The following is a 20,396-nucleotide window of genomic DNA, read 5'->3' as shown; positions in this document are numbered from 1 at the left end:
ACGTACCCGGTGGTGGACCGGCGCCCTCGATCGCGTGCCCGACCGGCGGTGAGGGAGCGGCGATCAGGCGCAGCCGCCGGTGGTCTCGTGGACGCGCAGCGGCTGGGCTTCGACCGGCTCGGTCCAGCTCGACAGCGTCTCACCGCCGGGGCAGCCGACCGACCCGTACGTCCACTCGGCGGTGGCCTCGGCCGGAGGGGCGGGCGCGAACGACCCGACCGGCGCCTCCAGCGGCCTGCATCCGGTGACCGCCTGCACCTCGACGGGCTCCGACCAGCGCCCGCCCGGCGGGTCGCCGGCCGGGGCGGTGACGCGCACGCCGATGAAGTCCCCGGTCGTGCCCGACCATGAGGCCCCGTCCGGCTCGCTCGTCAAGGCCCGCAGCGCGAACCGCTCCGACAGCGCCTCGACGTTCGCCACGGTCGCACCCGAGACCTGCAGGGTCCGTTCGAGCGACAGGCCCGCCCGCACCGGGGTCACGTCGCACTCCTCCCAGCTCAGCGGCCCCACCGCGAGCACCGCGGCGCCGGTGAACACGCCCGCCGCTTCACCGATCGCCGCGTCCAGCAGCTCCCGGGCGCCGGCCGAGTCGACCTGCTCGCGCACGGTCGCGCGCGATGCTCCGAAAGCGACCGCGACCAGCAGCACCGCCCACACGACGACGGCGACACGCAGGCGACGGCGCCACAGCGCCGAGACGTTCGAGAACACGACGACAAGTCTGCCCTACGCACTCCGCGAGATGACGGTCACAATCTGCGCAGCGATGTCACACTTCTGAACCATGTCCCGTCCTCCTCGCATGAACCGACCGGAAGCGCACACCACCGAGGCACCCGCCGAGGCGCCTCCCGCGAGCCGCGCGCTCGCGCACTTCGAGGAACTCCGCCCGCGCCTCTTCGGCGTCGCCTACGGACTCCTCGGCTCGGTCGCCGAAGCCGAAGACGTCCTCCAAGAGGCCTGGATCCGCCTGCAGCGACAACTCACGCCCCACGAGCGGCCGAACGACGGCACCGAACCCGAGCAGATCGAGGACCTCACCGGCTGGCTCATCACCACCACCTCCCGCCTCGCCCTCGACGTCCTCCGCGCGGCCCGCACCCGCCGCGAGGCCTACGTCGGCCCCTGGCTCCCCGAACCCGTCGAGACCGCCCCCGACCCGGCCGACTCCGTGAGCCTCGCCGACTCCATGTCCTGGGCGATGCTCGTGGTCCTGGAGACCCTCAGTCCGGCCGAACGCGCCGCGTTCGTCCTCCACGACGTCTTCGGCCTCACCTTCGACGAGGTCGCCTCCGCCCTGGGCCGCAGCGCCGCGGCCTGCCGCAAACTCGCCAGCCGCGCCCGCGAACACGTCGAGGAACGCAAGCCCCGCTTCGACGTCGACCCCCAGTCGCACCGCGCCGTCGTCGACGCCTTCTCCCAGGCCACCCGCTCCGGCGACCTCGACGGCCTGATCGAACTCCTCGACCCCGAAGCGGTCCTCACCTCCGACGGCGGCGGCCTCGTGCGGGCCGCCCGCAACCCGATCCACGGCGCGGACAAGGTCGCCCGCTTCCTGGTCGGCCTCACCCACAAGTACACCGACCGCGAGCACCGCCCGATCGTCATCAACGGCAGCCCCGCCCTCGTCACCGTGGGCGGCGGCATCGTCGACGGCGTCATCGCCCTCGGCATCGAAGACGGCCGCATCACCACCGTCGACTACCTCCGCAACCCGCAGAAGTTCGCCGGCCTGCGCACCGCACAGGCCGAACAGTAGGAAGGAAACGCCATGGAACCCCGACTCGCCTTCACCGAGACCGAATTCGCCAAGCACTACTACAAGAACATGCTCGCCAACGAGAAGCTCTTCCACACCGGCCCGGTCCCGCACGCCACCATGGAACTGCTCAAGCTGCGCGTGAGCCAGATCAACGGTTGCGGCTACTGCGTCGACATGCACTACAAGGACGCCGTCCACGCCGGCGAGGACCCCGAGCGCCTCAACCTGGTCACGGTCTGGCGCGAGGCCCCGGCCTTCACCGAGCCCGAGCGCGCCGCACTCGCGCTGGCCGAGGAGTCGGCCCGCATCGCGGACAACCCGCACGGCGTCAGCGACGAGACCTGGCAGCTGGTGCGCAAGCACTACGACGACGAGCAGATCGCGGCCCTGGTGGCGATGTGCGCGCAGATCAACGCCTGGAACCGCATCAACGTCGCCCTCCGCACCCCGGCGGGCTTCTACGACCCGGTCACCAAGACCGCCCGCAATCGAACCCTGAACCAGTAGCAGGCGCACCGGTGGGCCGCCGCGACGGCGGCGAGCCCACCGCCCGCACCGCACGGGCCCGCTACTGCGACAGGTCGTCCTCCAGGATGCGGCGGTGGGTGCGCTGGAGCTCGGGTCCCGGTTCCAGACCGAGTTCACCGATCATCAGGTCGCGGGTCTCCACGTAGATCTGCAGCGCCTCCCAGCGTCGGTGATCCTTGTACAGCGCGAGCATCAGCAGTTCCGCGAGTCGTTCGCGGAAGGGGTTCGCGAGCACCGCGGCGCGCAGTTCGCCGATGGCCGCACCGAAGTCACCGATCTCCACGAGCATCCCCCACCGCCGCGACTCGACCGCGTAGCGACGCTCGGTCAGCTCGACCGCGGTCGCGTACAACGGATTGTCAGTGTCGACGCCCTCCAGCGGACTGCCGCGCCACAGCCGCAGCGCCCGGTCGTACAACCCGATCGCCTGCTTGGCGTCGCCCTCCTCGCGCGCTCCAGCGGCGTCGCGGCACAAGCCGTCGAAGACCTCGAGGTCGAGCTCTCCCGGTTCGGTCCGAAGCGTGACCTGGCGGCGGTCGGCGATCACCCGCGACTCGAGGGACAGGGGATCGGTGAGCACCGAACGCAAGCGGCGCAGATAGGTGCGGAGGTTCGGCCCGGCCGAAGGCGGGGGATCGTTCCAGACCATGCTGCCGAGCCGGCGGCGCGGCAGCGGCCGACCGGCGTTGGCCAGCAGTGCCGCGAGCACGGACTGCTGGCGACTGCCGCCCAGGTTCACGGGAACCCCGTCAATGCGCACTTCGAGTGGTCCGAGCATCCGGAACTCCATGAGTCTCCTTCGGCCGACGAGCGGTCTGCAACCATTTGCGACGAGGTGTCGCCCCACCGTATACGCCTCGTGTGCGGTCTGAAGTTGCTTCCATATCCACTGTGCCGCATACGGTTCAGATATGGGCAAACGCAACTGGAAACACCTCGGCACCTCCGACCGCAAACGTGCCTGGTTCGCCGCGGCGGCCTCGTTCGCGGCCGTCGCAGGCGCGCTGACACTGGCACCCGGCTCCGCGCAGGCCGACACCACCGGCGACCACTGCGTCTACAACGTGACGCGCGACGAACTCACCTGCTCTGACACCGCTGAAGCGGCCCTCACGGCGGACGCCGTCGGCATCCAGGCGACCAGCACCCTGGTGCGGCTGTACGACGACGCCAACTACGGGACCGCGGGCGGCACCTTCACCCTGACCGTCGACGGCGGCTACACGTGCAGCGCCGCGTACACGCCGGTCGAATTCAACGTCACCAACCTCGCCGCCGCGGGCTGGAGCAACCGCGCCAGTTCCGCGCGCACCTACAACTCGTGCGACGTGAAGCTCTTCGACGGCTCCACCACCACCGGCACGTCGTCCACCTGGATCGACAACCTCGCCAACCTCAACACCGCCGCCGGCGGCTGGGCCAACCGGGCCGGCTCCTTCCAGGTCAGCTGATCGGAACCGGCAGGGTCCGGCCGCGAGCGCGGTCGGACCCTGCCGCATATACGCCGTGTATGCGACCTGCACCGGCTTCCGTATCCGCTTCGGCGCCTACGGTTCCGGCATGGCTGATCGCAAATGGCAAGACTCCCCGCTCCGCTGGCGCGCCAAGGCCGCCGCGGCGCTCGCCCTCGCCTTCGCAACGGGCGCGCTGGTACTCGCACCCGCCACCGCGCAGGCCGACACCACCGGCGACCACTGCGTCTACGACATCGTCAGCGAGGAGCTCACCTGCGCCGACTCCCCGGAGGCGGCCCTCGCCGCGAACTCGCACGGCATCCAGGCTGACAGCGTCCTGGTGCGGCTGTACAACGACACCAACTACGGGACCGCGGGCGGCACCCACACACTGAGCGCGCCGGGCTCCTACACCTGCTCGGCCGCGTACTCGCCGATCGAGTTCACCGTCACCAGGATGGGGAGTTTCGTCAACAAGGCCAGTTCCGCGCGCACCTACAACTCGTGCGACGTCAAGCTCTTCGACAGCGCCGACGCCACCGGGACCTCCTCCACCTGGATCGACAACCTCGCCAACCTCAACACCGCCGCCGGCGGTTGGTCCAACCGGGCCAGCTCCTACCAGGTCAGCTAGAACACCCGAGCGCCGAACGGCCCCGGCCGCGAATGCGGCCGGGGCCGTTGCCGTTCGGCGGCAAGGAAAAAGGCGGGGCCGCTTTCGCGGCCCCGCCCTTCAGACTGGGTTACGAGCTGAATCGCCCCGGTCGGTCTCGGTGTTCGTGATCGACTAGCGGCTCACGGCGAGCTTGGTCTCGTTGAGACCGCGGTCGGCCTCGACCTCGCCGGTGGCGTCGCCATAGCGCGAAAGCGCGCGGAGCGTCCACTTGCCGGGAGCGGCGAAGAAGCGGAACTGCCCGCCCTCACCGGTGACGACCTCGGCCGTGAACTCGCCGGAGCCGTCGAGCAGGCGCACGTACGCGCCTTGCACGAGTTCGCCCTCGTCGTTCACGACGGTGCCCGTGAGCACGGTCTCCTTCTCGATGTCGACCGACGCCGGCAGGGCCGCGTCCTGGTCGGGTGCAGCGCAGCTGTCAGACATGGTTGTTCCTCTCAGTACCGTCGCCGGTGCGTTACTTGGTGCCGGGCTCGTCGCCGAGGGCGATCGGCACGCCGACCAGCGAGCCGTACTCGGTCCAGGAGCCGTCGTAGTTCTTCACGTCCTCGTAGCCGAGGAGCTCGCGGAGCGCGAACCAGGTGTGGCTGGAGCGCTCGCCGATGCGGCAGTAGGCGATCGTCGACTTGCCCTCGTCCAGGCCGGCTTCGCCGACGTAGAGCTCGCGCAGTTCGGCCTCGGACTTGAAGGTCCCGTCCTCGTTGGCGGCCTTGCTCCACGGCACGCTGAGCGCGGTCGGGATGTGGCCGGCGCGCTGGGACTGCTCCTGCGGGAGGTGGGCCGGGGCCAGGAGGCGGCCGGCGTACTCGTCGGGGGAGCGCACGTCGATGAGGTTCTTGACGCCGATGGCGGCCTCGACCTCGTCGCGCTTGGCGCGCAGGTCCCAGTTGAGGGGCTTGGCGACGTAGTTGGTGGGCTCGCGCTTGACGACCTCGGCGGTCACGTCGCGGGCGTCGAGCTCCCACTTCTTGCGGCCGCCGTCGAGGAGCTTGACGTCCTCGTGGCCGTACAGCTTGAAGTACCAGTAGGCGTAGGCGGCGAACCAGTTGTTGTTGCCGCCGTAGAGGACGACGGTGTCGTCGTTCGAGATCCCGCGCTGGGACAGGAGCTGCGAGAACTGCTCCTGGTTGACGAAGTCGCGGCGGATCGGGTCCTGGAGGTCGTCCTTCCAGTCGATCTTCACCGCGCCTTTGATGTGGCCGTAGTCGTAGGCGGAGGCGTCTTCGTCGACTTCGACGAACACGACTCCGGGGGTGTCGAGGTTCTCTTCCGCCCAATCGGCGGTGACCAGCACGTCTTCACGAGCCATGGCTTGTTCTCTCCTGAACGTAAATGAGACTTGAGTTTCGAGTTTCCGAGTTCGAGAGCGTGCCCAGGCTGTTCGCGAAGCGGGGGCGGAACGCTGCGATTCGCAGCTGAGCAGGGTTCGTCCTGGACGGATGGTCCGGGATTCAAGCCGATGTGACGTCACACCCGAGAGGTTCCGCTGTTCGCAAGCGGGAGTTGGGTTTGAGTGAGTCGCAAGCCTTGCTCTGAAGTTCGCGCACGCTGGGCCGCAATGCGGCGACCGCCGTCGGGCCTCTGGGGGCCGGGCGAGTCGCCTAGGGCATTCGACAGAGCGTGGTCGCGATCATGCAGTAGTCGATCGCGCGCCGCTTGGTGAGCATCGGCTTGCGCATGGCTGGAACGCTAGCAGACTTCCCGGGCCGAATCCATACCCGTTCTCGCGATGCGGACTGTGATGCAGACCCTGAGCTACTTCGCGGTGGCGCCGGGTGCCCGTCCGCGCGGTCGGCGGACGGGACCCGTGAGCGCAGGCGGATCAGGTGAGGACGACGTCCTGTGCGGTGCCGGAGACGGTCACGAGGTCCCCGTCGAAGGCGAGTTCGGTCAGCTGGATCCCGTAGGGCAGTTCGGGCAGCGCCACGACCGTGTCGAACTCGGCGGCGGCCCCGTCGACCATCGGCTGGACCTGCGGGGGCAGTCCCTCGGTGAGGGATTCGACCGCGTCGGGCGTGAACGTGAGCGCGTTCTCGCCGAACGCGAACTGACCGGTGGCCTCGAGTTCGACCTCGACGCCCATGAACTCCTGGGAGCCGATCAGCGAGGCCGTGCCGTCCTCGTTGATCTGGAGGTCGTATCCGGTCTGCTCGGCCATGATCGCCTCGATCGAGTCGACGGAGACGGAGCCGCTGACGTCGAGGGTGGCGGCGACGGCGTCGCCGCCGTCGGTGAGTTCGCGCCAGTCGGCGTCGACGTCGTGCGCCACGAGTTCCAGCGTCGGGAACGTGAGCCCGTTCGAGCCGACGTCCTTGAGCGTGATGTCGATCTGCTCGAAGTCGCCGGTCCATGCCTGGGTGAGGAACGGCCAGCCGTGGACCTTCACGTCCGGTTCCTGGTCGGAGTAGGCGCCGTGGTCGGCGGCGGTGGCCGCCACCTCGTCCGCGATGCGGCGTTCGACCAGCGCGTTCGCGACCCGGTCGCCGAGGGCGACGACCGCGACGAGGATGACGAGGGTGATGAGGAGGCGGCGGAGGATCTTCACCTGGGGGGACTCCTGTGCAGCAGTGGGTCGGCGGGTTCGCCGGAGGACGGTCGACGGACGGTACGTGTCAGTCGATCATGTAATAGGCGGACAACAGGTACACGACGGGGCCGGTGACGGCGAACGCGAGGAGCGGCCCGGCGGCGCTGACCACCGGATTCGGTGCCGTGCCCGCTCCGTCGATGCGGCGGGAGGCCGACATGTACCCGCAGGCGAGGTCCGCGAGGACGGCGGTGAGCGCGATGAGGAGCCCGCCGATCGCGGCGTTCGAGGCATCGGGGCCTTCGATGACGAGTCCGGCGTACGCGGCGGAGGCGGTGCCGCACATGGTGCCGATGACGATCCCGAACGCGCCGCGCGTGACCTGCCGGTTGATGCGCGGGTCGGGCATGACGAGGTCGACGGCCCGCGCGGCGAGGATCGCGGTCCCGGCGGCGACGACGGCCGAGTACATGGCGGGCGGGGCGGAGCCGAGCCGGGAGAGCGCGATGTAGCAGGCGTAGCCGCAGACGGCGACGCCCAGCAGCATCGTGAATCCGAGGTTCTCGGTGACGCCGACGTGGGTGCGGCGCACGAGTTGCGCGGCGACGGCGACGCCGAAGCCGAGCGAGAGGAGCACGGTGATCGGCACGAGCGACACGGGCGACCACGCGGCGGCGGCCGTGTCGGCGGCGATGGCCAGTGCCGAGGCGACGGCGAGGGGGACCCAGGCGCCGTCGATCTTGCGCACCCAGGTCACGAGGCCCACGGTGGCGAGTTGGAGGACGGCGATGCCGGCGGCGTAGACGGGGCGTTCCATCTGGGCGCCGAGGATGAGCCCGGCGGTGATGACGATGGTGACCGCGATGGCGGGGAGGCGGTGCAGGAGCGCGGGGCTGGGCGGCGGGAGGGTGTGGTCCTCGTTGCCGTCGGCGCCGGTGGTCCGGTAGGCGCCGGTGGCGTGCGCGCCGGTATCGCCGGAGCGGGCGGCCGCGCGGCGGCGCTCGGTGCGACTGGGCGGGGCGTCCGGTCCGGGGTGCGTTTCGGGGCCGCGCTCGTCGGCGGCGCCGGCGTAGGCGTCGCCCCAGGCGGGGCCCTCGGTGGCGCCGGGCGCCTCGGGCGGCTCGTAGCCCCAGGTCTCGTCGGGTCGGTTGTACGACACGTCCACAGCCTACGGCAGCAGGAAATCAGGGCTCGCGACCTTCGCCGTGAGTCACCCTTGCGGACGGTCGCGCGGTACGCCGTGTGCCGCCGGGTCCGGTAGGGCGGGGGCGGTGCCGGATCGTCGTGACCGGCCGTGTCGTCCCGGCATGTGGACTTCGTCGGGCGGCCGCATCCGGTCGCGTCGGCGGTCCGGCGGGCGAAGGCATCGGATCGGGCTGCGGGTCAACGGCGCAGGTCGGGGTCGTGACCGGGCCGTGTCGCGACGGTGAACGCGGCTTGTCGGAGTCCTAGCGCCGGGCCGTCCCGCATGGTGAGGTTTCACCGTGGTGACGCTGGTCTTTTGAGTGGTGACCGTTTACACTTGTCCAGGACTCCACCTACCGCAAGTAAGCCCGCCCGCCGTCGAAGCCGGGAAGAGCGATAGTCGCGTGTGCTCACCAACCAGCGGAGGACTGCTGTGGAAATCCTTATCCTCACTTCCAACCCTGTTCCGGAGTCCCCTGAGTCGATCCTGCCCTCGCTGGAACTGCTGCCCCACCGCGCGCGCTACGCCGGCCGGGACGTACGGGCGCTGCTGAGCGGCCCGAGCCCCGATGCGGTGATGGTCGACGCCAGGTCGGATCTCGCGGACGCCCGCGCCACCTGCCGCGTCCTGCAGGCCACCGGTCTGACCGTGCCGCTCTACGCCATCGTCACCGAAGCGGGCCTGGCCGCGCTGCAGGCCGACTGGGGCGTGGACGACTTCCTGCTCGCCTCCTCCGGCCCTGCCGAGGTCGAGGCGCGGCTGCGCCTGGCCACGGGCAAGCCGAACGCGGCCACGGCCGCCGGCCCGGCCGTGATCCGAGCCGGGGACCTCACGGTCGACCCCGACACGTACGCCGCCAAACTCAAGGGCACGCCGCTCGACCTCACGTACAAGGAGTTCGAGCTGCTGCGCTTCCTCGCCCAGCACCCCGGCCGCGTCTTCACCCGCGAGCAGCTGCTGCGGGAGGTGTGGGGCTACGACTACTTCGGCGGCACCCGCACGGTCGACGTCCACGTGCGGCGTCTGCGCGCGAAGCTCGGCAGCGAGTACGAGTCGATGATCGGCACCGTGCGGCAGGTCGGCTACAAGTTCGTGGCCCCGCCGCCGGAAAACCTGCGCGAGTCGGAACCGGCCCCGGTGCGGGTCGACGCCTGATACGGGTCTTCCCACTGGCGAGTGAACTTATGAGCGGGTCCGCGATGCGGGCCCGCTCTTTTTTGGTGTCCTAAGTTGGCAGAGTTTCTTCTGCGCCAGCTGGTGTAACAGTGAATGGACTTCCTCGCTATTCGATCAAGAAAATGCGATCGAATAAGGAAGGCTTACCATTCATGATGAGTCCCGAGATCGGTCCTATCGGGACAAATGACGCAACTCTGAGTACCCAAGCTATTGCACTCGGTGGTTAGAATTGAGTTCGCTTTGGACTTAACCTTCCCTCTTGGAGTGTGACCCCGTGTCCGATCGCTCCGTCGACCCCGAAGCCCTCGCGGTGTTCCGCGAGATCGCCCAGGGCCGCTTGGACTACCTGGAAACCCTCATCGATCAGCTGCGCAACGGCAACGACCTGGGCGTCGAACCCGGGTTCGGGCTCCTCGACAGCGCGTTGACCGCGCGCGAGGCCTATCGCGAGTTCCACCGCCAGACCTGGACGAACCTCCAGGACCTGCGGGCAGACCTGAACGGCATCATCGCCACCCTCGACGGCGTCGCCGAACGCGCGGTCGAGAACGACGAGACCTCCGCCGTCCAGCTGTCCCGGGGCGGGAGCTGACCGCCATGTCCGACACGCAGCAGCACCAGGCGCAGGACCCCGACCTCGGCGAGAGCCCCAACTACGACGACGAACTCGACCCCGACCGCGCCCTCCGGCCCGACCCCGACGAGGACGCCGCCGAAGCACCGGACGACGAACCCTCCGACACCCCGGCCGATCCCGACGAGGACGACGACGGGCAGGACTCCGACGCCGAGGACGACGAGGACCAGAACGACGGGGACTCGGAGGACGACCCGGACCAGGACGACGACTCCGACGACGAAGACGACGACTCCGACCAGGACGACGACTCCGACGACGAAGACGACGAGCACGAGGAAGCAGAGGACGACCTGCACGGCAGGCCCCACTACGAACGCGAGGAATGGGACGGCGGCGCCGCACCCGACGACTCCACCGTCGTCGAGTACCAGCGCCGCGACGCCGAGGCCCTGTTCCTCTCCGGTGCGCCCTGCCCGCACGGGACCTGCGAGAACCGCGAGAACCCCGCCGAGGCCGCCTGGATCAAACTGGTCTCCGCGATCCCGCAGGCCGGGCAGGTCACCAACCTCACCGTCGTCACCGCCGGCACGGCCGCGCCGAGCCAGGACGCCATCCAGTCGCTCGTCACCCAGGTGCGTCCGGCCAACGCGGACAACTACGCGATCAGGGAGATCAGTTCGCGGTGGCAGACGTTCAAGGACGGCTTCGACACCGACCCGACCTCCGGCATCGCCCCGATCCTCAAGGCGGGCCTGCGGACGCTCTCCGAGCACTGGCAGGGCGACGACTTCGACGCGTTCGCCGAGCAGGTCGAGGTGGTGATGTCGAACTGCGCGTCGGTCTGCGACGACATCGGCGACCTCACCTCCGGTGCCGTCGGCCTGCTCGAGCAGAAGGCCGACGAGTTCTACGGTCTCCAGGGCGGCTCCTCAGGCGAGCTGCCGTATCCCGCTCCGCTGTACTGGATCTCGGACCTTGAGGTGATGTACACCGACCCGTTCGTGCATGTGCGGCCGCCGTTCCGCAGCGGGTCCTGCGATGTCACGGACGGGTGCGGGCACTCGGGCGGGCTCCTCGGCTCCCTGCTGGAGCTCGGCGGTTTCGACAGCGACTACCTGCGCGAGACCAGGAACTTCGTCGAGGCGCAAACCGAGTACTACATGAACAAGTTCAAGAACGAGGACCCGCCGGTCACGGAGGACCAGGCGCGGACGTGGGCGCAGGCCGACGCGAACAACGCGATCAGCGACGACGTGGTCGACGGCATGGAGGATTACGAGTCGCGGTCGCGGATCGCGAACGAGGACGTCATCAACCGGTGGGAGAACGCCGAGGAGTCGGCGGGGACGTTCACGCCCGAGGCGAAGCCGTCGAACCCGTCGAATTTCCGGGAGGCCTCCGACATGCTCGGGGACTCGTACGGGGGTCTCGACGCGGGCTCGGGCGGTTTCCAACCGGGCGGCGAGCCGCCTTCGCCGGACGCGGGAGGCAGCGGCGGCGGCGGTGGCGGCCTGGTGCCTCCGGGCGAAGTGAGCGGTGGCCTCGCCAGCGGCGGTGCGACGCTCGGCAGCGGCGGCTCGTTCCCGGTCGGCCCGGCGTCCTCCACGATGGAGAGCGGTGGCGGCTCCGGTGCCGGCGCGGGCGGGGGCCGCGGCATGGGCGGGATGATGGGCGGCATGGGCGGCGGTGCCGGACGCGGCATGGGCGGCGACCAGCAGGCGGAGGGCGAGCTCCGCGACTGGCTGGAAGAGGACGAGGAGATCTGGGGCATCCGCGCCATCGACGACGACCCTTACGCCTGAGCGCGTGGCGAAGCGGCGGGCCGCGATCCTTCGGGGTCGCGGCCCGTGCCGGTTCGGGGACGGACTCATGACCGAGCCGTGACGGGAGTGGCGAGTGTGTGCTGAACGAACCCCGACGCGAATGGAGCACCAGCGATGTCGTACCAGCCCGATTCCCTCCGGCCAGGACCCGGCGCCGCGCAACCCGGTGTCCCACAGCCGGACTCCCAAGGGCCGCGACCGAATACGAGCCAGCATGCGCCCGACCCGGTCGGCCCGTCAGGTCTGACCGCGGCAGAGGAGGCCCAGCACCGGCAGATGGTCCTCGGCGGCACCGGGCTGCTGGTCGTTCCGATCCTGCTCGCGATCATCCTGTCGGCCGTGGACGCCCCGATCGACCCGAAGTTCACGGCCCCGGTCCTGTCGGCCCTGCTCATCGCTGGTGCCGCGACGCTCGGCAAGGCGCACCGGTTCAAGCGCGACACCCGGCGGCGCTGAAGCGGCCCCTCGGCGGTGTGAACGACCGGTGGGCCCGCCGCAAGGCGGGCCCACCGGTGCTTCAGTGGTGCGTGCGCGTCGGCCTCGGCCCGATCCGGGCGGCCCGAGGTGCGGTCAGCGCGTCAGCTTGCCGTCCAGCCGCTTTGCTGGTCCTGGACGCCGTCCGAACCGTGCCTCCGGTCCTAGACTCCGTCCAGGACCGGCCAGCCGTCCGCGTTCCATTCGATCTTCTCGACGCCGAGGTCGAAGTGCCCGTCCTCGTGGTACGAGTGGTACGCCATGAGTCCGTTCGAGATCGACTGTCCGCCGGTGGCCACGTAGTCGCCGTGGGCGCCGAGGACGAGAGTGCCGCCGCCTTCGGTGAGGGCGGTCCCGTTCGCGTCGACGAACGGGCCGGTCGGCGAGGTCGAGCGGCCGACGCGGATGTTGTAGGTCGAGTCGGCGCCCGCGCAGCAGACGTCCCATGAGGTGAAGAGGTAGTAGTAGCCGTCGTGCTCGGTGAGCACGGGCGCCTCGATGCCGGCGCCGCCGCGGCCGCTGATGTGGGCCGGGGTCGAACCCTCCTTCACCTTGCCTGAGGGCCAGTCGAGTTCGAGCATGTAGATGCCCTGCCACCAGGAGCCGTAGGCCATGTAGTGCCTGCCTTCGGCCTCGAGGACGGTCGGGTCGATCGCGTTGTACGGGTCGCCGGGGTTGGACTCCCAGACCTGGCCCTCGTCGACCCACTCGTAGTCGTCGTCGGCCGGGTCGAGGGTGGCGTTGGTGGCGAGGCCGATGACCGAGCGCTGCTTGCCGAAGGTCGAGGCCGAGTAGTACAGGTAGTACCGGTCCTGCGCTTCGTCGAAGTAGATCTCGGGCGCCCAGATGTTGTCGACGCCGGGGACGGCGTCCTTGAGCCACTGGGGCTTCGCGTCCCACACGGTGTCCACGTAGTTCCAGGTGGCGCCGTCGTCGGTGGAGGAGCGGATGGTGACGTTGCCGTCGCCGAGGGGGCCGTAGCCGGTGGCGAAGACGTACCAGGGGTCGCCCTCGGTGCAGGGCGCGAACAGGCCCGGGTCGTGCGCCCCCAGGTCGCCGCCGAGCGTGCCGGGCGTCTCGACGTCGCAGTGCTGCCGGTCATGGCCGTGGGCGTTGCCGTTGCCGTTGCCGTTTCCGGGCCCGGCGAGCGCGGTCGGCGCGATGATCGCGAGCGCGGTGGCGGCGAGGCCGATCGCGCCGGTCGCGGCTATGAGGGTGGTGCGCTTCCGTTGCATAGAAGACCGCCTTGTCCGTGAATCGATGAATTGAGACAGGTAGATGTTAACGAGAACACTCGATCGGGTCAACCGTTCGAGAGCGACCCGGCCAGGCGGCGATCACCGCGATCTCCTTTCGGGCCAACACGAAACGCTCGACCCCGGACCTCGGCCCCCTCGGATGAGCCGCGGCTGTGGACGGCCGTTGACGACCGCACCCGCTGCCCCGCAACGACAGCGCCCGCCGCGGCGGACCGCGGGCCTGGCGGCCCCGGTCGCCACGACGGGCGCTCCTGCTACATCAAACCTTGCGGCTCAAAGCGATCAGGTCGTGATACCGACGATCGTCGCATCGATCTTCGAACCGTCCGCCGCGTAGTCCACCGAACCGAGGAACCGCTGCCCCTCGGCCAGACCCGACCACGTCAGACCCACCGAGTACTCGTCGCCCATCGCGACCGACTGCTCGGCCGGATCCACCGCGAGGTTGCCCTCGTCGGCAGACGGAACGACCCACGCGTGCAGCTTCGCCTCCAGCGGCGAAGGCCCGGCCCACTCGTCCACGAACACCACGAACGTGTAGCCGCCAGGCAGCGACACCGTCTCGTTCGTACCGCCCGAAGCCGAACTGCCCACCAGGGTCAGCGCGCCTTCAGCGTCCTTCATGTACACGAACAGGTCCAGGTCGGTGCCGGCCGGGTGGTCCTCGTCGAACGTCGAGAAACGCACCAGCGCCGCATCCTCCGGCGTCGTGAACTCGTACGACACCGCGTGCGAGTTCTCCACCGGCGCGTCAGCCGGGAACGAGGACGAATCCGGGTTCGTCAGCGTCGCTGTCTTCACCTCGGAGGCGACCAGACCCGACACCGAAGCGCCCAGCGTCCCCTCGAAGCCCGCCGTGCCCGTCAGCGTCGCCGAACCCGAAGCGCCCGTGTACGACACCTCATCGGAAGCCGCCAACTGCACCGGCTTCACCACGATCGGCGAACGCACCTCGTGCACCGTCCTGGTGCCCTTCTTCTCCACCCACGTGACATCGCCGAACGACCACTCGCCGAACGCCGCGTCCGTGCGCGTGATCGTGAGCGTGTACGTCGCCGACTCGCCCGGCTTCAACGTGAACTTCGTGACGTCCGAAGACACCTCGAAGCCCGCCGGAGCCGTGATCTTGGCCTTGTACGTGCCCTTCTTCTCCGACACGTTCGTCACCGTGCGCGTCACCTGGTACGAACCGGTCAGCTCCGCCACCGTGATCGACGGGTAGTTCAGCTGCGACGGATCGATCGCACCCAGCGAATCGCAGTACGACTGCACCTTCGACGCCTCAGGCGTCCCGCAGATGTACTGAATCCACTCGGTCGGGTTCGACTCGTACACCAGACCCGGGTCGAACATCCCCCGAGCGTCGACATGCCCGGCGCCGTAGTCGAACGGCGTCGCATCCGCGCCACCGCGCTGGATCGGGTCGCCGTTCTGGTCCGTCTGGTACGCCGTCGTCATGATCGCCGACTTGACCGCCATCGGCGACCAATCCGGGTTCGCCGACTTCAGCAGCGCCGCCAGACCCGCGATGTGCGGGCTCGACATCGACGTACCCTGCGCGTTCGCGAAATCGTTGCCCCCGTGATTGAACGGCGTGATGCCCGCCAGGACCTCCACGCCCGGAGCCGTGATGTCCGGCTTCAGCAGGTTCTGCTCCGCCGCCAGCGCCGGACCGTTCGACGAGAACGCCGCCATGCCCGGCGCGTTCACGTAGTCCAGCTCCGAGGTCTCGACCTCGATGCGCGGGTTCGACTTCGAGTCGACCCACTCCGAGAGCGCCAGACCGTCCTCGTAGCTCACGTGCACCACGGGGACCGCCTGCGAGGTGACCACACTGGCCGGCCCGCGGTCGGACTGGTCGCGCACGATCAGCGCGACGCCGCCCGCGGCGGCCACCTGGTTCGCGTTGTCGGTGAACAGGTTCCCGCGCACGCAGATGATCGCGAAGTCCTCGGTCTTCGCCGGGTCCAGGGTGCCCGCGTCGCAACGCGCGGCGGCCTCCGGGTTGGTCCCGTCGTACGCCGCGTCGACCGCGTTCTTCACGTACCACTTCGCCTCGCCGACGAGCGCGGCCGCGTCGATCTCCTCGCGGCCGAACTCGACCTCGGTGCGGAACGTCCGGTCGTGCGTGGACGCGCCGACCGTGGTCACCCACGGCTCCTGGTGGTCCACAGTAGAGGTCGGGCCGTCGTTGCCGGCGCTGGCGGCCACGAAGACGCCGGCGGCGGCCGCGTTGAAGAACGCGATCGACACCGAGTCGACGAACTGCGGAGTGCCGGTCGAGCCGATCGAGAAGTTGATGACGTCGACGCCGTCGTTCACGGCCGCTTCGATACCGGCGACCAGGTCGGCGCCGGGGCAGCCTTCCCAGCAGACCTTGTAGGCGGCGACGCGGGCGGCCGGGGCCATGCCCGAGACCGTGCCGATCTTCTCGCCGTCGATCACGACCTTGGTCTTGTAGTTGCCCGCGGCGGTGGTGGCGGTGTGGGTGCCGTGGCCGTCCTGGTCGCGGGGCGAGGCGAAGCCGTCCTCGGCGTAGCCCCAGGTGTCGAAGTAGCGGGCGCCGATGAGCTTGTTGTTGCACTCGACGTTGTTGGCCGGGTCCTCGTCGACGCCGGTGACGCACTCGCCGTTCCACTTCGCGTCGATGACCGCCTGGTCGGGGCGCGGCTCGGGGAGCGGGGCGAGGGCCGGGTTCTCGGGCCAGACGCCGGTGTCGAGGACACCGACGATGACGCCTTCACCGGCGTCCTTCGGGCCGCCGAACTCCTCTTTCCAGGAGCCCTTGCCCCCGGAGAGGCCGAGGAACTTCGTGGTGTCGACGGCGCCGGTCGGCTGGTAGATCGTCTCGGGGATGACCGCGGCGACGTCGTCGCTGGCGGCCAGTTCCTCGGCTTCGGCGGCGGTCAGGTTCGCGGCGAAGCCGTTGAGGACGGTGTCGTACTCGGCGATCGCGTCCACGTCGTACTCGGCGATGACCGACTCGCGCTCCTCGGCGAGGGTCTCGCGGTACTCCTCGACGGCGGCGGCCTCGAAGTCGATCGTCTCGCCCTCGGCGGGCGCGGTGGCCTCGTGGGTGGCGATGGGGTCGGAGGCGAGTTGGACGATGTAGTTGCCGTCCTGGTAGTCGATCGGCAGCGCCGCAGCCTCTTTGAGGTATTCGGGTGTGACCTCAGGGAGCGTGGGGGGCTCGGCCGAGACCGGTGCGGCGGCGGTGGTGAGCGCTACGGCCACTAGGGGAACGGCCGCTGCCGCCAGTACGGCTCTGGTTCTGGCCCGGGCGCGCTTCGATGCGCTCCCTTGCCTATGGAGGGACGGAGATCCCATGCGATGAGCTCCTCTCAAGGGGGGACGTGCGCCGTGGGTGAGTGCTCCGGCGCGGACAGCGAACCGTGCCGCGCCGCGGCGCACGAAAGCGAGCCTATTGCGAGGTTGGTTCGCTGTAAACCCTCATATGAGGAGAATGCCGGAATCCGGCATGACTGTTATGAGCCCGTGATCTCTACCGTTCCGGCAACGGAATATTCAATGAACTCCGTGGTCGGCGGAACCCTCGATCACCAGCGCCACCAGAGGAATCGGCGTTCATGGCGGAGCGTCACGGAACTGCCCGTCGCCTTGCCCGCGACTGAGAAGCGGATTGCCGTGCCTCCCTTGTAGGTGGCGCGGTTTCGCATGGAACTGCCGAAGACTTCGGTGTTGTCGTCCACGGCGTACGCGCCTTCGGGCAGGACGACGGTGAGCGAGGAGCCGAGGAGCTTCACATCGAGGTCGACCGTGTCGGTGCGGATCACCGCGTGGCGGCAGTCGAGCTTCACCGAGGAGCCGGTGGCGTTCACGATGATCTTCGGCGGGACGACCCAGTCGCCGTCGCGGACCACGGAGGATCCGGTGGGCTTGAGCCGCAGTTCGGCGGGGCCCTGGGGGAGCGGCTGCTTGGCGGCGGGGACGGCGAGGGTGCCGCCGGTGTCGGGGAGGTCGGCGAGGAGGCGCTCGATCTCGCCGTAGGTGCGGGCCTCATACGCCTGGCGGGAGCGGTCGGCGAACTCGTCCAGATCGAGACGGCCCTCCTCCGTGGCGGAGTGAAGCTTGGCGATGATCGCCTCGCGCTCGGCATTGGAGACGCGCATGTTCGGGTCGTGCGTCATCGGTGGCTCGCAGGTCTCATCGTCATCGGGCGCTTACTTTCTCGTAGGACCGGGGCCCAGCCGCCGGGGCCCGCGCACCAGCCCGCCGTTGCACCATTCGTGGTAGTCGAACAGGTCCGGCTGGCGGATGAGCGCCTTGGTGTTGGCGGCCCAGAGTTCAACGTACTGGTCGCGCGAAGCGGCCGCCTTCTCGAGGAGGCGGTCGACGCGTTTACGCGTGTGGACCCGGAAGTTGGTGCGCACGGCGTCGCCGGCGTAGATGTAGAGCACATGGAGCGCGAAGGAGCGCTTCGGGCAGGTCGGGTCGGCGGCGAGCTCGAGCCAGGTGTCGACGAGCTCGTCGGTGGCGAGGGTGAGGTCCCACTGGCGGCCTTCGGGCGCGGTCGAGTAGGGGTCGAGCGCCCAATCGCGGATCTCCTGCGGGGTGGGTACGGCGGGGCGCGCGAACCCGGTGAAGGACCCTTCCGCCACTGCCGCTCCTGCCGAATCGAACGATGCTCGCACCGATCCTAGCCCGGCGCCGCCCCGAAGCCGGTTCGCGACTGCAATTCGTGGGACCGGTGGGGAGGGACGCCTCGATCCGGGCCGAGCCGCCCGGCCCGACGGAGATGAAGACGCCTTCGATTCGCTTCGGAGCCTCCCCCCCCGTCCGGCTGCACCGTGCCGTTCGCGCGGCGGACGAGGCTTCCCCTGGGTTTTGTCCGGGCGGCTTCCGGTGTGGAGTGGGTTGCGCTCAAACCGGGCAGCGACGGAGGACGGTGTGGGCGGTCGGGGCTCGTGCCCGGACTGAGGGCCGCGGAGGCTGGGCCGTTGCGGCGGGCATTGTTGTGGCGGTGACACTCCGGGGCGCGGGGCGCGGGGCGCGGGGTGGGCGGGTGACACTCCCGGGCGCGGGGTGCGAAGGCGCGGTTCGGTTGCGGCCCAATCGGTTTGGTGGGGGAACGTGAGGAGGTTCTCCACCTGTGGGTGATGACAGTCGGGGGCTGCATGAGGGACAATTGAGGTACGTACAGGGACAGGGAATTTGTACAGGTGTCGGGGTAGGTGCAAGCAGACTACGACAAGCCTCTGGCCGATCCGACAAACCGACTTATTCCGAGGCGACGACCCCGCAAGCCAGGGTGCTCCTCCTTCTTGGAGGCGTCCGATCTCACCCCCGTGCCATCGCCCGCAGCTGTCCGCGCCCCCGATGGGCCGTGACTGGGTGGACGATCCTAGTTGGGATCACCCCAACCAGCAGGCGATGCCGTACACGACGGCATACGCGAACCGAGCACGACCCGCCAGCGTCAGCGGTGAGGCCACACCGAGCGAATAGAGGACTCGGTACGGCGACACCGCAAGCACGTCCATGGCGAGCACCACCTCCGCCCAGGCGCCGGCATGCCCCCGTAAGGACCCCAGCATTCCAGGGCGGACCCCAGGCAACAGCCACGAACCGCAAGGACCGGGAGGCCGCACCACTCACCGGGCGATCCGCTCGGGGAGCTGCCGGGCGGTCGCACCATTCCGGTAGGGACGGCGAGCGCCGGCATCCGCCCTCGCGGGACGGTGTGTGCAGGCGGAAGCCGAAGGGCCGGAAGCAGAAGCCGTAGCACGGTGAGCAGGGTGAGTGGGGCCGGTGAGGGAGGCAAGTCGAGCAGCGGGAAGGAGGCGGCAGGCGCATGAGGACCACGACCATGTACACGAGCGCCAGCCTGGCCGGGCCGATGCGGACCGCTGGTTGCGCCCGCGTCGCCGGCCGGCCCGGTGAGGCTGGGCTTGCTGGACCGGTGGGCGGAAGGCGTCTTCCCTCCCACCGGTCGTGCGGTCAGCTTCGGCCCACTGCCGTGTTCACCGCCTCGATGCGCTCGTTGACGTCGCGCAGTTGATTCGGGTCCGGGTCCCAGCCGCGCTCGAGGAGCATTTCACGGAGCCGGACCAGCCAGGGGCGCGGATGCTCCATCACATCGGAGGCGGTGAGGACCAGGATCTCCCAGCCGAGGTTCCGCAGCGCCTGGTGCCGCCGCCGGTCGGCGGGCAGGCCGAGACCCGTGCCCAGACCGTCGTACTCGACCCCGACCTGCCAGGCCTCCCAACCGAGGTCGAGGAACCTGGAGCGCCCGTTCGGCGTGCGCACCCGCAGCTGCGGCACCGGCGCCGGGAGGCCCGCGTCAGCGACGAGGCAGCGGGTCCAGGACTCCATCGGCGACTCCGACCGCGGATCGGCCGCCAGCAGCGTCGCGTTCGCGCGCCTGAGCCGCTCACCGTGCACCGGTTCGAGCGCGGCCGACAGACTCCCCGCGTCGATGCCGCGCCGCAGGATCTGATCCGCGGCGGCCACGGCCTCCAGCCGCGGCAGATCGGCCGCGCAATCGACCAAGGTGCGGGCCAGCCGGGTCACCGGCAGACCGTCGACCACCGTGATGTCCGCCAGCGGCGGATCGGGCGAACTCTCGACCGGCCAATCGCGCTGGTCGACTCCCGGCGGCAGGACGTCGAAGCCGTGGATCCAGGCCGCGGTGCGGCCCGTGGCCACCAGGCTGAAGTCGGCCTCGAAGGCGGCCTCGAAGCGCATGAGGAGGTCGCCGGGGACGTCGCCCGCAGCGCCCGGCGTCATGTCGAGCGGCCGGTTCATCGTGGTGGTTGCTGTGCGGTACATCGGTATCTGCGTCATGTACCAACTGTCGCCGACTCGCTCCGGAGCGTCAACAAATACTTCTGCGCCTGTGGATAACTCGGGCGGGGAGTGCGACTCCGCTGGTCGGTGGCCTGTGGGCGACGTTCGGGGGTGTTGTCCCACAGGCAACGGGCGCGGGGGGCC

General features: G+C 69.6%; 19 protein-coding genes. 8 read left to right on the top strand and 11 right to left on the bottom strand.

Annotated features, from left to right (window positions below; all coding sequences use genetic code 11):
* Window positions 1-63: 63 nt before the first annotated feature.
* On the bottom strand, window positions 64-711 hold the full coding sequence (locus JHY01_RS16015; RefSeq protein WP_205326665.1) for a hypothetical protein: 648 nt from the start codon (window positions 709-711) through the stop codon (window positions 64-66).
* Between the two features lie 91 nt (window positions 712-802).
* On the opposite strand from JHY01_RS16015, the gene sigJ reads away from it, so the two are divergent.
* The gene (sigJ, locus tag JHY01_RS16010; RefSeq protein ID WP_205326664.1) at window positions 803-1,759 is read left to right on the top strand and encodes an RNA polymerase sigma factor SigJ; all 957 of its coding nucleotides are present in this window, start codon (window positions 803-805) and stop codon (window positions 1,757-1,759) included.
* 69 nt (window positions 1,760-1,828) lie between these two features.
* On the top strand, window positions 1,829-2,269 hold the full coding sequence (locus JHY01_RS16005; RefSeq protein WP_374199539.1) for a carboxymuconolactone decarboxylase family protein: 441 nt from the start codon (window positions 1,829-1,831) through the stop codon (window positions 2,267-2,269).
* Window positions 2,270-2,330: 61 nt separating this feature from the next.
* On the opposite strand, the gene JHY01_RS16000 is transcribed toward JHY01_RS16005, so the two are convergent.
* Entirely contained in the window at window positions 2,331-3,068 is a 738-nt protein-coding gene (locus JHY01_RS16000; RefSeq protein ID WP_205326662.1) for an AfsR/SARP family transcriptional regulator, read from the bottom strand.
* A gap of 133 nt (window positions 3,069-3,201) precedes the next feature.
* Here JHY01_RS16000 and JHY01_RS15995 point away from each other — a divergent pair, with 133 nt between their 5' ends.
* Both JHY01_RS15995 and JHY01_RS15990 read left to right on the top strand, forming a co-directional pair.
* Window positions 3,202-3,741: a hypothetical protein gene (locus JHY01_RS15995; RefSeq protein WP_205326661.1), complete on the top strand. Its 540-nt coding sequence runs from the start codon at window positions 3,202-3,204 to the stop codon at window positions 3,739-3,741.
* A 109-nt stretch (window positions 3,742-3,850) separates the two neighbouring features.
* Window positions 3,851-4,378: a hypothetical protein gene (locus JHY01_RS15990; RefSeq protein ID WP_205326660.1), complete on the top strand. Its 528-nt coding sequence runs from the start codon at window positions 3,851-3,853 to the stop codon at window positions 4,376-4,378.
* Between the two features lie 153 nt (window positions 4,379-4,531).
* On the opposite strand, the gene JHY01_RS15985 is transcribed toward JHY01_RS15990, so the two are convergent.
* From JHY01_RS15985 to JHY01_RS15970, 4 genes are all read right to left on the bottom strand, one after another.
* Window positions 4,532-4,843, bottom strand: a complete 312-nt coding sequence (locus JHY01_RS15985; protein WP_205326659.1) for a DUF1416 domain-containing protein — start codon at window positions 4,841-4,843, stop codon at window positions 4,532-4,534.
* 31 nt (window positions 4,844-4,874) lie between these two features.
* Window positions 4,875-5,726 (bottom strand): sulfurtransferase, encoded by an 852-nt coding sequence (locus tag JHY01_RS15980; protein ID WP_205326658.1) that lies wholly within the window; start codon window positions 5,724-5,726, stop codon window positions 4,875-4,877.
* 513 nt (window positions 5,727-6,239) lie between these two features.
* The gene (locus JHY01_RS15975) at window positions 6,240-6,962 is read right to left on the bottom strand and encodes a DUF2993 domain-containing protein (RefSeq protein ID WP_205326657.1); all 723 of its coding nucleotides are present in this window, start codon (window positions 6,960-6,962) and stop codon (window positions 6,240-6,242) included.
* Between the two features lie 67 nt (window positions 6,963-7,029).
* Window positions 7,030-8,103: a hypothetical protein gene (locus JHY01_RS15970; protein ID WP_205326656.1), complete on the bottom strand. Its 1,074-nt coding sequence runs from the start codon at window positions 8,101-8,103 to the stop codon at window positions 7,030-7,032.
* 459 nt (window positions 8,104-8,562) lie between these two features.
* Here JHY01_RS15970 and JHY01_RS15965 point away from each other — a divergent pair, with 459 nt between their 5' ends.
* The 4 genes from JHY01_RS15965 (at window position 8,563) to JHY01_RS15950 (ending at window position 12,168) form a co-directional block, all read left to right on the top strand.
* Window positions 8,563-9,285, top strand: coding sequence for a response regulator transcription factor (locus JHY01_RS15965; protein ID WP_205326655.1), 723 nt, complete (start codon window positions 8,563-8,565; stop codon window positions 9,283-9,285).
* Between the two features lie 298 nt (window positions 9,286-9,583).
* Window positions 9,584-9,901 carry a hypothetical protein gene (locus tag JHY01_RS15960; protein ID WP_205326654.1) on the top strand — a complete coding sequence of 106 codons (318 nt, stop codon included), beginning with the start codon at window positions 9,584-9,586 and terminating at the stop codon, window positions 9,899-9,901.
* A gap of 5 nt (window positions 9,902-9,906) precedes the next feature.
* A complete protein-coding gene (locus JHY01_RS15955) occupies window positions 9,907-11,691 on the top strand; it encodes a hypothetical protein (RefSeq protein ID WP_205326653.1) in 1,785 nt (594 codons plus the stop codon).
* Between the two features lie 135 nt (window positions 11,692-11,826).
* The gene (locus JHY01_RS15950) at window positions 11,827-12,168 is read left to right on the top strand and encodes a hypothetical protein (protein WP_205326652.1); all 342 of its coding nucleotides are present in this window, start codon (window positions 11,827-11,829) and stop codon (window positions 12,166-12,168) included.
* A gap of 182 nt (window positions 12,169-12,350) precedes the next feature.
* On the opposite strand, the gene JHY01_RS15945 is transcribed toward JHY01_RS15950, so the two are convergent.
* The 5 genes from JHY01_RS15945 to JHY01_RS15925 form a co-directional block, all read right to left on the bottom strand.
* Window positions 12,351-13,421 carry an arabinan endo-1,5-alpha-L-arabinosidase gene (locus tag JHY01_RS15945; protein ID WP_205326651.1) on the bottom strand — a complete coding sequence of 357 codons (1,071 nt, stop codon included), beginning with the start codon at window positions 13,419-13,421 and terminating at the stop codon, window positions 12,351-12,353.
* Window positions 13,422-13,727: 306 nt separating this feature from the next.
* The gene (locus JHY01_RS15940) at window positions 13,728-16,679 is read right to left on the bottom strand and encodes a S8 family serine peptidase (protein ID WP_205326650.1); all 2,952 of its coding nucleotides are present in this window, start codon (window positions 16,677-16,679) and stop codon (window positions 13,728-13,730) included.
* Between the two features lie 323 nt (window positions 16,680-17,002).
* Window positions 17,003-17,593: a DUF1707 domain-containing protein gene (locus tag JHY01_RS15935; protein WP_205326649.1), complete on the bottom strand. Its 591-nt coding sequence runs from the start codon at window positions 17,591-17,593 to the stop codon at window positions 17,003-17,005.
* Between the two features lie 33 nt (window positions 17,594-17,626).
* On the bottom strand, window positions 17,627-18,064 hold the full coding sequence (locus JHY01_RS15930) for a hypothetical protein (RefSeq protein WP_205326648.1): 438 nt from the start codon (window positions 18,062-18,064) through the stop codon (window positions 17,627-17,629).
* A gap of 1,339 nt (window positions 18,065-19,403) precedes the next feature.
* Window positions 19,404-20,249, bottom strand: coding sequence for a hypothetical protein (locus JHY01_RS15925; RefSeq protein WP_205326647.1), 846 nt, complete (start codon window positions 20,247-20,249; stop codon window positions 19,404-19,406).
* Between the last annotated feature and the right edge of the window lie 147 nt (window positions 20,250-20,396).

The sequence above is a fragment of the Glycomyces sp. YM15 genome (assembly GCF_016918015.1).
Classification (GTDB): domain Bacteria; phylum Actinomycetota; class Actinomycetes; order Mycobacteriales; family Micromonosporaceae; genus Glycomyces.
The sequence above is the reverse complement of the archived record's forward strand: the minus strand, read 5'-3'. Positions and strand labels throughout refer to the sequence as shown.

What these genes read in the sequence shown, in the direction of transcription:
- sigJ (WP_205326664.1), top strand. Translation starts at nt 803, where the DNA reads ATGAACCGACCGGAAGCGCACACCACCGAGGCACCCGCCGAGGCGCCT.
- JHY01_RS16005 (WP_374199539.1), top strand. Translation starts at nt 1,829, where the DNA reads ATGCTCGCCAACGAGAAGCTCTTCCACACCGGCCCGGTCCCGCACGCC.
- JHY01_RS16000 (WP_205326662.1), bottom strand. Translation starts at nt 3,068, where the DNA reads ATGCTCGGACCACTCGAAGTGCGCATTGACGGGGTTCCCGTGAACCTG.
- JHY01_RS15995 (WP_205326661.1), top strand. Translation starts at nt 3,202, where the DNA reads ATGGGCAAACGCAACTGGAAACACCTCGGCACCTCCGACCGCAAACGT.
- JHY01_RS15990 (WP_205326660.1), top strand. Translation starts at nt 3,851, where the DNA reads ATGGCTGATCGCAAATGGCAAGACTCCCCGCTCCGCTGGCGCGCCAAG.
- JHY01_RS15985 (WP_205326659.1), bottom strand. Translation starts at nt 4,843, where the DNA reads ATGTCTGACAGCTGCGCTGCACCCGACCAGGACGCGGCCCTGCCGGCG.
- JHY01_RS15980 (WP_205326658.1), bottom strand. Translation starts at nt 5,726, where the DNA reads ATGGCTCGTGAAGACGTGCTGGTCACCGCCGATTGGGCGGAAGAGAAC.
- JHY01_RS15955 (WP_205326653.1), top strand. Translation starts at nt 9,907, where the DNA reads ATGTCCGACACGCAGCAGCACCAGGCGCAGGACCCCGACCTCGGCGAG.
- JHY01_RS15950 (WP_205326652.1), top strand. Translation starts at nt 11,827, where the DNA reads ATGTCGTACCAGCCCGATTCCCTCCGGCCAGGACCCGGCGCCGCGCAA.
- JHY01_RS15945 (WP_205326651.1), bottom strand. Translation starts at nt 13,421, where the DNA reads ATGCAACGGAAGCGCACCACCCTCATAGCCGCGACCGGCGCGATCGGC.
- JHY01_RS15935 (WP_205326649.1), bottom strand. Translation starts at nt 17,593, where the DNA reads ATGACGCACGACCCGAACATGCGCGTCTCCAATGCCGAGCGCGAGGCG.
- JHY01_RS15925 (WP_205326647.1), bottom strand. Translation starts at nt 20,249, where the DNA reads ATGACGCAGATACCGATGTACCGCACAGCAACCACCACGATGAACCGG.